Annotated in this window: 9 protein-coding genes; 6 read left to right on the forward strand and 3 right to left on the reverse strand. The window is 56.1% G+C overall.

The window, feature by feature from the left end:
* Positions 1–35: 35 nt before the first annotated feature.
* From AC2TDJ_RS09675 to AC2TDJ_RS09685, 3 genes are read left to right on the forward strand one after another with little or no spacing between them, the layout of a single operon-like run.
* A complete protein-coding gene (locus AC2TDJ_RS09675; RefSeq protein WP_480841630.1) occupies positions 36–2,249 on the forward strand; it encodes a TRAP transporter permease in 2,214 nt (737 codons plus the stop codon).
* 3 nt (positions 2,250–2,252) lie between these two features.
* Positions 2,253–3,491 (forward strand): NAD(P)/FAD-dependent oxidoreductase, encoded by a 1,239-nt coding sequence (locus AC2TDJ_RS09680; RefSeq protein ID WP_480841632.1) that lies wholly within the window; start codon positions 2,253–2,255, stop codon positions 3,489–3,491.
* Positions 3,492–3,539: 48 nt separating this feature from the next.
* Positions 3,540–4,280: an aspartate/glutamate racemase family protein gene (locus AC2TDJ_RS09685; protein WP_480841634.1), complete on the forward strand. Its 741-nt coding sequence runs from the start codon at positions 3,540–3,542 to the stop codon at positions 4,278–4,280.
* A gap of 60 nt (positions 4,281–4,340) precedes the next feature.
* Here the strand turns inward: AC2TDJ_RS09685 and AC2TDJ_RS09690 are convergent, their stop codons facing one another.
* Complete coding sequence (locus tag AC2TDJ_RS09690) at positions 4,341–4,511, reverse strand: hypothetical protein (protein ID WP_480841636.1); 171 nt, start codon at positions 4,509–4,511, stop codon at positions 4,341–4,343.
* 50 nt (positions 4,512–4,561) lie between these two features.
* On the opposite strand from AC2TDJ_RS09690, the gene AC2TDJ_RS09695 reads away from it, so the two are divergent.
* From AC2TDJ_RS09695 to AC2TDJ_RS09705, 3 genes are all read left to right on the forward strand, one after another.
* Positions 4,562–7,102 (forward strand): plasma-membrane proton-efflux P-type ATPase, encoded by a 2,541-nt coding sequence (locus AC2TDJ_RS09695; protein WP_480841638.1) that lies wholly within the window; start codon positions 4,562–4,564, stop codon positions 7,100–7,102.
* A gap of 34 nt (positions 7,103–7,136) precedes the next feature.
* The gene (locus AC2TDJ_RS09700) at positions 7,137–7,967 is read left to right on the forward strand and encodes a polyphosphate kinase 2 family protein (protein ID WP_480841640.1); all 831 of its coding nucleotides are present in this window, start codon (positions 7,137–7,139) and stop codon (positions 7,965–7,967) included.
* A 251-nt stretch (positions 7,968–8,218) separates the two neighbouring features.
* Positions 8,219–10,075, forward strand: a complete 1,857-nt coding sequence (locus AC2TDJ_RS09705) for an SLC13 family permease (protein ID WP_480842242.1) — start codon at positions 8,219–8,221, stop codon at positions 10,073–10,075.
* 48 nt (positions 10,076–10,123) lie between these two features.
* Here AC2TDJ_RS09705 and AC2TDJ_RS09710 read toward each other — a convergent pair whose 3' ends face one another.
* Positions 10,124–10,420, reverse strand: coding sequence for a DUF1330 domain-containing protein (locus AC2TDJ_RS09710; protein ID WP_480841642.1), 297 nt, complete (start codon positions 10,418–10,420; stop codon positions 10,124–10,126).
* A complete protein-coding gene (locus tag AC2TDJ_RS09715; RefSeq protein ID WP_480841644.1) occupies positions 10,413–11,105 on the reverse strand; it encodes a GntR family transcriptional regulator in 693 nt (230 codons plus the stop codon). Before AC2TDJ_RS09715 ends, AC2TDJ_RS09710 begins: the two co-directional genes overlap by 8 nt.
* Positions 11,106–11,190 lie beyond the last annotated feature (85 nt).

Genomic DNA, 11,190 nt, shown 5'->3' on the forward strand with positions numbered 1-11,190 from the left:
GCACCTTCAAAGCACGCGCATTCAGGGGGGCCATCATGTCCGGGATACAGAAACTTGATGACCACGAGCTAACAGCCGAGGAACTGGCTGCCATCGAAGAACAGTTCGACGAAGGCGCTGCCGTCCGGCAGGTTACGCCGACGACGGGCAAGGTTCTGCGCGTTGTCGCCCTGATCTTTGCGTTTTACGAATTCTTCACCGCCGGGTTTGGCCTGCCAGCCGATCACTGGCACATGGGCATCTATCTGGCCCTGCTGTTCATTCTGGTCTACGCGACTATCCCGATTATCGGGGCCAAAAGCCTCTATGCGCTCAAGGTCAGCCGGTTTCGCATCGGCAACATCCCTCTTTATGATCTCGTCTTCATGGCCCTTGGGATCATTGCGGCGCTGTATGTGGGTGTCGCTTGGCGCGGCATTCCGTTTCTGGGGATCGAGGAACAGACGTTCCGCATGGGCAACCCCAACACGTACGACGTGATTTTGGGCGTGATCATCATCCTGCTGGTGCTGGACATCGCGCGCCGCACTTTGGGTTGGGTGCTGCCGCTGATCATCTGCGTCTTTATCTCATACGCCCTGCTCGGGCCGTACTTCCCTGGCCTGCTGCAACACCCCGGCGTGAACTTCAAAACTTTCGTGTCGTCGATGTATTTCCCGCAAGAGGGCATCTACGGTGTTACCCTTTGGGTCGTTTCGACCATCGTCTTTCACTTTGTCCTGTTCGGTGTGATCGCTCAGCGCACCGGGTTGGGACAGCTTTTCATCGACAACGCTACGATTTTGGCGGGCCGTTATACTGGTGGTCCGGCAAAAGTGTCGGTGGTATCCTCGGCCTTCTTCGGCACGATCTCGGGCTCTTCGGTGGCCAACACCGTTTCGACCGGCGCGCTGACAATTCCCAACATGAAGCGCCTGGGATACCCCGGGCATTTTGCAGGCGGCGTCGAGGCCGCGTCCTCGGCTGGTGGCCAGATCACGCCACCGATCATGGGAGCCGCAGCCTTTATCATGGCCGAGTTTCTTGAGGTGCCTTACACCACAATCGTCATCGCCGCGATCTTCCCGGCGATCCTGCACTATGTTGGCGTCTTCGCCGTGGTGCACCTGATGGCGCGCAAACTGAACTTGCAGGGATTGGCGAAAGAACAACTGCCGCAGCTTAAGGCTGTCTGGGCAGAAGGCTGGGCCAATATCGTCCCCCTGATCGGCCTTCTGGTGGTTCTGTTCACCGGCTACACGCCCTTCATGTCGGCTTTTTGTGGCATCTCCCTTGCGGTTATCGCCGGTATGTCGCGACTGAGGCAACCTCCGACATTGATCTACGCGGCCGCATTTCTGGCCTTTGTGCTGTGGAAATTCTCTGATGGCGGGTTCGATCTGAACATGACTTTGATCCTTTGTGGGCTGTTGGTGATCGCCACACTGAACCCGCAGAAACGGATCGAAGTACCCGAGATGCTGCAGGCCGTTGAACTGGGCGTGAAATACTCGCTGGCGGTTGGAGCGGCGGCTGCAGCTGTGGGCATCGTGGTTGGCGTGATCAACACGACCGGTATCGGTTTCCGTATCGGGTTCATGGTGACTCAGGGCGCAGGCAATCTGGCGTCGGACCTGTACAACATGATCTCATTCGGCAGCTTCCAACTGTTTGCGATGGAAGACCTCCAACTGTTCATCTCGCTGGTCTTCATCGCCATCGTCTGCATCCTGATGGGCGCAGGCATCCCGACCACGGCGCTTTACATCATGCTGGTATCCGTCGCGCAGCCCGCGCTGGCGCAGTTGGGCGTTCCGCCGATCGCGAGCCACCTGTTCGTGCTCTACTACGGCGTGGTGTCCGAGATCACACCTCCGGTATGCACGTCAGCCTATGCGGCGGCGGCCATTGCCAACTCAAACCCGTTCCGAACCGGTTTATCCGCATTTACTCTGGGGTTGGGGAAAGTTATCGCGCCCATGGCTTTTGTCTATGCCCCCGTTTTGCTGTTCGTATCCTCGACCGGGTTCGATCTTTGGGAGTTCACATATACCGCAACCAGTTGCATCGCCGGTGTCATCGCCTTGTCGGCCGCGGTGGTCGGCTATTGGCTGCAACCGTTGAACATGGTGTCGCGGATACTGATGGCGATTGCTGGCGTCATCTTCGTCGCGCCAACGCTGACCGCTGATCTGATCGCACTCGCGGTGGCGTCGCCCGTTATTGTTGCACAACTGATCGCCCGCACGCGCAGCCACTCTCCGGCCTGAAAGATGACAGAACAAGTTACCATCATCGGCGCTGGGATCGTCGGCATCTGCTGCGCCTTGTCGCTGCAGGAACGCGGTATCCCGGTTCGGCTTGTCGACAGGGGCGAGCCGGGTCAGGAAACCTCGTTCGGGAACGCGGGTGTAGTGTCGCCCTGGTCGATTATCCCGCAATCCGTGCCGGGCATCTGGAAGAAGCTTCCCCAAATGCTGCTGGACCCGAAAAGCGCTTTGTCTGTTCGGTTCTCATTCTGGCCAAAGATGGTGCCGTGGGGCCTGCGGTTTCTCGGAAACTCCGGCGAAAAAACCGTTCGCGAGGTCGCGGACGCCATGGAATTACTGTGCCGCCCGTCGATCGAGCTGTACCGTCGGCACCTTCTGGGAACAGGCCATGAGGACCTGATCACGGACAGTTATTACGTTCACGCATTTCGCCACCCGGAACAGGCCAACCTGAATGGTCTGGATTATCGGATCCGCACGGAAAAAGGCGGACAGCTGGAGCGTATTGACGGTGATGAGTTGCACCGCCTCGAACCGGCATTGTCGCGCGACTTCAAAGCGGCAGTTCTTATCAAAGGGCAAGCGCGGGTTATTTCGCCGGGCCGCGTCGGAGCGGTTCTGGCGGACAAAGCCCGCGGTCAGGGAGCCGAGATTGCGCGGACCGAGATAACGGGTCTGGCGCGGGCAGAGGACGGGGGCTGGAACCTGGCAACGCCAGATGGAACTTTACACACCAAGCATGTTGTGCTCGCCGCTGGTGTCTGGTCCGCTGACCTTCTGAAACCGCTTGGGTTGGCCGTTCCGTTGGTGGCCGAGCGTGGATACCATGTTGAATTTCCCAACCCGTCCATGTTTTTGAACAACTCGGTGATGGATGTGGATGCAAAGGTGGTGGCAAGTTCGATGCGGGACGGTCTGCGGGTTGCCGGGACAGCCGAATTTGCGAGCATCGACGCCCCTGTCGACCCACGCAAACGGGCGGTTCTGACAGATCAGGCCAAGGCAATGGTGCCAGACCTCGATACCAGCCAAACGCAATTCTGGATGGGACGACGCCCGTCTTTTCCGGACAGCCTTCCCGCTATCGGACAGCTTAATGGAAATTCGGGGCTCTACACGGCCTTCGGGCATTCTCATTACGGGCTCATGATGGCGCCGAAAACGGGAGAGCTTGTTGCGGATTTGGTATCCGGGCGCCGCCATAACATTGATCTTGCTCGGTTTTCCCTGACCCGGTTCTGAGCGACACAAACCAACACAGCGCAATCTCATCAGAAGGACGTACCCAAAATGCCGGTTTACAGAGGTGGACAAAACATATGTGGGGCTTCGATTGGTGTTCTGTGCCTGGAAAGCTATTTCCCGAAACCTCCCGGGCACATCAAAAACCCATCGAGCCTGTCGTTTCCGGTTCTCTACGAGATGATCGATGGCGTAACCGTACCGACTTTGCTGAACAACCCGACACCTGATTTGCTGGCGCCCTTCATCAAAGGTGCACAACGGCTTGAGGCAGAAGGCGTGCGAGCCATCACGGGCAGTTGCGGTTTTCTGGCTTTGTTTCAGAAGGAACTGGCCGCCGCCGTTTCCGTGCCTGTATTCGCCTCGAGCCTGATTCAGGTGCCCTTGGCTTATCACATGACTGGTGCCAGCGCGCCTGTAGGGGTTTTGACCGCTGACGCATCGGCCCTGACCGCTCGGCATTTCGAAGGCGTTGGTGCGGCGGGTATTCCGGTGGCCGTGAAAGGACTGGAAGAAACCAGTGAGTTTGCTGAGGTGATCTTGCGGAACACACGGACAAGTATGAATACGGACCTCATCGAGGCTGAAGTTCTGCAAGCCGCCCACAGCTTGAAAGACGAAACACCCGGCATTCGTTCATTGGTACTGGAATGCACCGATCTGCCGCCCTACGCCGCCCGAATTCAGGAAGAGCTGAAACTGCCGGTATTTGACCTCACGACTCTGGCCCAAATGGCTCATAACGTTGCGGCGCGTGCACCATATTCAGGGATAATGCCCTGGGGGTGAATTCAAGGTGAAGCCACAAGGGTGTCAGGCCGTTTCGCAGCCATATTGATCCTGCGTTTTTCAAACACGACGGCGGTGACTTTCACCGTTTGAACCACCGGTTGCGTTCCGTCTTTCATCTGAAACACTACCAGAGTCTGGCGACAAAAAATTTTCATCTTCAACAGGATCGCTGCCTGTTGAAGTTGCAACAGGCGTGACAAATGCACCGCGCTTGTGTTTAGTATTCATTTTTTTGTTTGAACTAAGCCCTGCGGAATTCAGCGATAGGTGACAGAGCGATGGTCAAAGAAGTCAAAGCGAAATCCCAAGGCAACAAGCTGAACCTCGAAAAAGCCGATCTTTCGTCAGTCCTGAGTGAACTGCATACGTCGAGCGATGGCCTGACTTCCACCGAAGTAAACGCACGCCTTCAGAAGTTTGGTCGCAACGAATTGGCCGAAGAGAAAGTGAGCAATCTTCAGCGGCTGTTCAAATATCTCTGGGGTCCGATCCCCTGGATGATCGAAATAGCGGCTGTTCTGTCTGCTTTGATCGGGCACTGGTCCGATTTCTGCATTATCCTTGTCCTGCTGGTCTACAATGCCGTGTCAGGCTTCTGGCAAGAACGCAAAGCAGCAGACGCGCTGGCCGCGCTCAAGGCCGGGATGGCGCCCAAAGCCGACGCAAAGCGCGATGGCACGTTCTCTCAGATTGACGCAGCAGATATCGTTCCGGGCGACATCGTGCGGGTTAAGCTGGGCGATGTTGTCCCGGCGGACGTACGTTTCACAGATGGGGAATATATCAGTATCGATCAGGCCGCGCTGACCGGGGAATCTCTGCCGGTCGCCAAGAAAGTCGGGGACGTCGGCTACTCCGGCAGTATCGCCAAAAAAGGCGAAATGACCGCGGTTGTCATAGAAACGGGCAACAACACCTTCTTTGGGCGCACGGCCAGCCTGGTCGCCGGGGCCGGATCTGGGGCGTCGCATTCTCAAAAGGCCGTCACCCATATTGGTGATTTTCTCATCATTCTTTCGCTTATTCTTGCGTTCATTCTGGTTGGCGCGGAACTCTACCGCGACATTGTAGTCGAACACTCTTGGCACTGGACTGCTGCCGCTGACATCCTGAGAACAGTGCTGGCCCTCCTCATCGCCTCGATCCCCGTGGCCATGCCCACGGTGATGACCGTCACCAACGCGTTGGGCGCGATGAACCTGTCCAAGAAAAAGGCAATCGTGTCGCGGTTGGAGGCGATCGAGGAACTGGCAGGTGTTGATGTACTGTGTTCGGACAAGACTGGAACGTTGACCAAAAACCAGCTGAGCCTGGGCGATCCCGTCCTGTTTGCTGCCAAGGACGCAGACGAACTGATACTGGCGGGTTCCCTCGCGTCCCACTTTGACGGAGATGATCCGATCGACGCCGCCGTGATTGCCGGACTGGCAAACCGCGATGAATTGTCGGGTTACAAGCAATCAAACTTCGTACCGTTTGATCCGGTGTCCAAACGGACCGAGGCACAGGTCACGGACGCGCAGGGAAAGGCGGCCTCGTACACGAAAGGAGCGCCGCAGGTCATATTGGATCTGAGCGATATTGACGCGGCTTCAAAGGCCAAGGCGCAGAAATCCGTTGATGATCTTGCCTCGAAGGGGATGCGTGCGCTTGGGATTGCGCGGTCGGACGATCAAGGGAAAACGTGGCGGTTCCTGGGAATATTGTCGCTATACGATCCGCCGCGCGATGACTCCAAGGAAACCATTCAAAGGGCCATGGCGCATGGTCTGCAGGTCAAAATGGTAACCGGAGACGACGTGGCCATTGGAAACGAGATTGCCGGGCAGTTGGGAATGGGGTCGCATCTTCAGGCGGCGTCGGATCTGTTCAAGGATGGCATGGATCTGAGCCATCTGCCCGAGCCGGTGACTGCCTGCGTAGAGAAGGCCGATGGGTTCGCCCGCGTTTTCCCGGAGCACAAATACGCCATTGTCAAAGCGCTTCAGGATCGCGGTCATGTTGTTGCGATGACAGGCGACGGCGTAAACGATGCCCCGGCTTTGAAGCAGGCAGATTGCGGCGTTGCCGTCAGCGGTGCCACCGATGCAGCCAGAGCTGCCGCTGCACTGATCCTGACGGCCCCTGGCTTGTCCACGATCATCGACGCCATTGAGGAAGCCCGGCAAATATTCGAACGGATCGTAAACTACATTGTGTACCGCGTCGCAATGACACTCGACATCATGTTTGTGGTGGTGCTGGCGACGGTCCTGTTTGGGTTTTCGCCCTTGACCCCGATCATGATCATCATGCTTGCGTTGCTCGACGATGTGCCGATCATGACGATCGCGTATGACAACACAAACCTGCCCAAAGCACCGGTTCGTTGGGATATGCGGCGCATATTATTCGGCGCAAGCCTGATGGGAGTCCTGTCGGTGGTACAGACCTTCGGGCTGCTCTTGATCGGCATGGAATGGATCAACAACCAAAGCCTGCAGGCATGGATTTCGCTGACGCAAGAGCAGCTTCAGACCGTGCTGTTTCTGCAGTTGGCGGCAGGTGGACATCTTCTGCTGCTGGTCATTCGGTCACGTGGAGCGTTCTTTGCGCACCCCTGGCCAGCGCGCCCGTTGTTCATCGCGGTTGTAGGCACTCAGATTCTTGCAGTCTTGCTGTGTGGCTCCGGGGTATTCGTCGAACAAATCCCGTGGACGATCATACTGATGGTCTGGATCTATATGCTCGTCTGGATGGTCATATTGGATCAGGTGAAACTTGCCATGTATCGCAGGTTGCAGCGGCAGAACCGTCACCTTCATTCAAGGACAGCCTGAGACACAGCGCAATTTGCAACGGAAAGGAGTTGGAATGCACTATTTCAATAAGTTCCGCGTCAAACCCGGAAGCTCGGTGGAGCTCGACAGCATCGATCCGAATTTCAAGGACAAACACGAAAGCCATGAACACGCGCTTCCTGAGATACAGGCTTATTCGCAAAAGCTGAGCGAACTCCAGTATTTGATGTACGCGGAAAAGAAACGGTCCCTGCTGATTTGCCTTCAAGGCAGGGATGCCGCAGGCAAGGATGGAACGATCAACCATGTGTTGGCGGCCATGAACCCGCAGGGTTGCAAGGTAAGTGGGTTCAAAGTGCCCACGCCCGAAGAGGCTGGTCACGATTTTCTCTGGCGCTATCACAAGGAAACCCCCGGAAAGGGGCAGGTCTCGATCTTCAATCGATCCCATTACGAGGACGTTCTTGTCGTTCGGGTGCACGACCTGGTCCCGAAGGACGTTTGGGAAAAACGATACGATCATATTAATGCGTTCGAGGCGTTGCTGCGCGACAGCGAAACACACGTTTTGAAGTTCTATTTGCATATCAGTCCCGAAGAAGAACTGAGCCGCTTCAAAGAAAGGATCGACGATCCGGCGCGTCACTGGAAAATCAGCGAAGGCGATTACGCGGAACGGCCATTTTGGGATGACTACACCAAAGCCTTCGAGGCCGCGTTGAGTAAATGCAGCACAGAACATGCGCCATGGTTCGTTATTCCGGCAAACCACAAGTGGTTTCGGAATCTGGCAGTCTCCCGGATCGTCGCCGAATACATGGAGTCTCTCGATATGCGGTTTCCGCCACCGACAGTCGACATTGAAGACATACGCAAAAAGTATCATGAGGCTGCTAAGTCTTAGTCGAATACGACCCCAGAAACTACATGGGACCACCCGTGGCCCTTTCATGGACGTATGATTCCAATTCCCCTCCCGAAAGAACGGCGCGCAAAATATTAGTGCGCAGATAGCGTTTGCGCGCGTCATTTGGCATCGCATCACAGGTGCAAATTGTAATTTCATGACAATTGGGTGACGATGGTCTAGGTGTTCTAGAAAAACAGTTCAAACTCCAGGTGATATTTGTGGAACAAGTGGCCTTCAGTTTCGAGATGGGTGTGGTTTGCGCCCTTTTGGCCTTTACCGTCTTTCTGTTTGTTTCCGAAATTGTCAGAATTGATCTCTCGGCAATACTTGTGCTGGTTATTATCGGTCTCCTCAGCTATGCGCCCGGGTTGGATAACCTTGCGAATGTTCCGCACCTGTTCGACGGATTTGCATCAAACGCCGTAATCTCGATTATCGCGGTCATGATCGTCGGTGCCGGTTTGGACAAAACGGGCATCATGAACAAGGTCGCCGCCGTTATTCTGAAATACGGTGGCACATCCGAGAACCGTGTATTGCCCATCGTGTCCGGTACCGTTGGCGTGATATCATCGTTCATGCAGAATGTGGGGGCAGCCGCGCTGTTCCTGCCGGTCGTCAGCCGCATTTCTTCAAGGTCAGGAATTCCGCTGTCACGCCTGCTGATGCCAATGGGATTCTGCGCCATCTTGGGCGGTACGATGACGATGGTTGGGTCCTCGCCACTGATCCTGCTGAACGATCTGATCCTGACGGCCAACGAAGGCCTGCCCGAAGGGCAGAAAATGCCGCCGTTCGGGCTCTTTTCCGTCACACCTATTGGTGCCGTCCTGATCCTGACCGGGATCGTGTATTTCTTGCTGCTGGGCCGCTGGGTGCTGCCGGGCGACGCAGGTTCTGAAAACACTGGAACGGGACAGGGCACACAGGAATATCTGCAACGAGTCTACGGTCTGAAAGCCGATGTTTTTGAGGTGATCGTGCCTGCTGACAGTCCACTGGTTGGGCAGGTGCTGGCGGATATCAACCACGAAAACCACCTCTATATAATCTCTACTTTCTATCGCGGGAAAACCTCGATGGTTCAGGTCCTGACAGCCGAAATCGCCGCGCCTTGTAGGCTTGCGATCATCGGTCGCCGCTGGGTCGTCGAGGAGTTTGCCGAGAAATTCGGACTGACTGTCCTTCCGGAACTGGACATTTTCGTCGAAGAATTTGCGGCGACAAACGCGGGCATAGCCGAAGTTGTCGTCACGCCCGACAGTAAGTTGATTGGGAAATGCCCACGCGAGCTTTTGTTTCGCAAGACATATGGCATGTCGTTGCTGGCTATTCACCGGGGCGAAGAAACGCTTAGCCACGTAGAAACTGAAACGCACGAATCCACCCAGATCGGGCTGGAGAAGTTTCACGCAGGCGACATGCTTGTTGCGCATACCAGATGGGACAACCTGATGCGGATCAAGCGGGATCCCGATTTTGTTGTCGTGACCACAGATTTCCCACAAGACGAACTGCGCCCTCAGAAAGTTGGTTGGGCTCTGCTGTTCTTTGCGATTTCGCTGTCGCTGATATTGTTCACCGATGTGCGGTTGTCGTTGTGCCTGTTGACCGGAGCGGCCGGAATGATGCTAACCCGTGTGCTCAGCGTGGACGAGGCGTACCGTGCCGTCGGATGGAATACCGTTTTTCTGCTTGCGTGCCTGATACCGCTGGGGCAGGCCGTGCAGAACACGGGCACTGCAGCCTGGATCGCGCAGCAGATTCTGGTCATCCTGAACGGCTGGCCAATTTGGGCACTTCAGGCCGGCGTCGCAATTCTGGCCACAGTCTTTTCGCTTGTAATGTCAAACGTCGGTGCGACTGTTTTACTTGTACCCCTGGCCGTATCGATCGCGGTGGCGGCTGGCGGCAACCCGGCCGTATTTGCGCTGACAGTGGCGATATCGACCTCGAACAGCTTCATTATTCCCACTCATCAGGTCAACGCTCTCATAATGGGTCCTGCGGGTTATAAAGTTATGGATTTTGTGCGTTCAGGCGGAGTTATGACCGTGCTGTTCCTGGCCGTGTCGTTGTTGATGCTCAACTTGATATACTGAGTTCTCCGAACGCTGATTGTTCGTGAAGTTGCCGAAGCGACAGGAAAGCTACTCCACACCTTCAATCAGGGCGATGTCTGCATGGCACGCATTGGCTCTTTTTTCTCTCGCGATGCGGTATTCGTCAGATGCGTAACAGGCGCGCGCCAGCTCTATACTGTCAAACTCAATGATAACCCGTCGCTGCCATTTCTGTCCTTCAAGAGTTTCAGCATCGCCGCGGGCTAGAAACCGGGCGCCAAACTTGCGAAAGGCTTCGGGGGCGAGAGCTTGATAATCCAGGTAAGCCTCAGGGTCGGTAATGGTAACGTTGGCAATCCAATAGCCTTTGGGTGTGTCAGTCATTTTCGTTCTTTTCTTCTGCGGCGAGCAGACGGTCGGCGATGGCCGTCGTGTCATCCAGATGTCTTTCAACTGCGACCCGCGCGGCATCCGGGTTGCCGGAGATTATGGCCTCGCAAATCAGCTCCATATGCGCGATGCCGGGGCGGTCCCGGTCCGCTGTCGACAGGGTCATCATGCGCAGCCGACTGATCCGGCCGTTCAGACGCTGAACGATATCCCAAGCGATGTAGTGACCCGCCCCGTCAAAGATCTCGGAGTAGAAATCGGCTGTGGCGCGAAACAAGGCGCCCGGGGTCCGGTCAGCAAAGCCCTGCTTCAGACGTTTCAGTGCTTCCTTGAGGGATCGCGCGCGTTCGGGTGTGATCTTGCGGGCGCAGTTTTCGGCCGCCGCTGTCTCGAGCATGCGGCGGATATCATAGATTTGGCGCGCGTCTTCGCGGCTCATGGTGGCCACGATGGGCCCGCGACCGGGTAGAATTTCCACCAGCCCCTCGGCTTCGAGATAGCGGATGGTTTCGCGGATCACCGTTCTGCTGACGCCCAGCTGGTCGCAAAGCGGGCGTTCGACAAGCCTTTGACCGGGCTCGAACAATCCTTCGATGATCGCCTCGCGCATGCGTTCCTGTACCATGTCGCGCAGGGTGGCGGGAGGGTGATCGATTTTCGTCAGTTTGGGTGTACTCATGGCGTCGACGCTATCGGCTTGGCATTTTTTGTACAAGGTATGATTGACAGTTGGTATGATGGTATACCATCTTACAGCGCAACGA

It is taken from the genome of Ruegeria sp. HKCCD6647-2 (genome assembly GCF_057221075.1).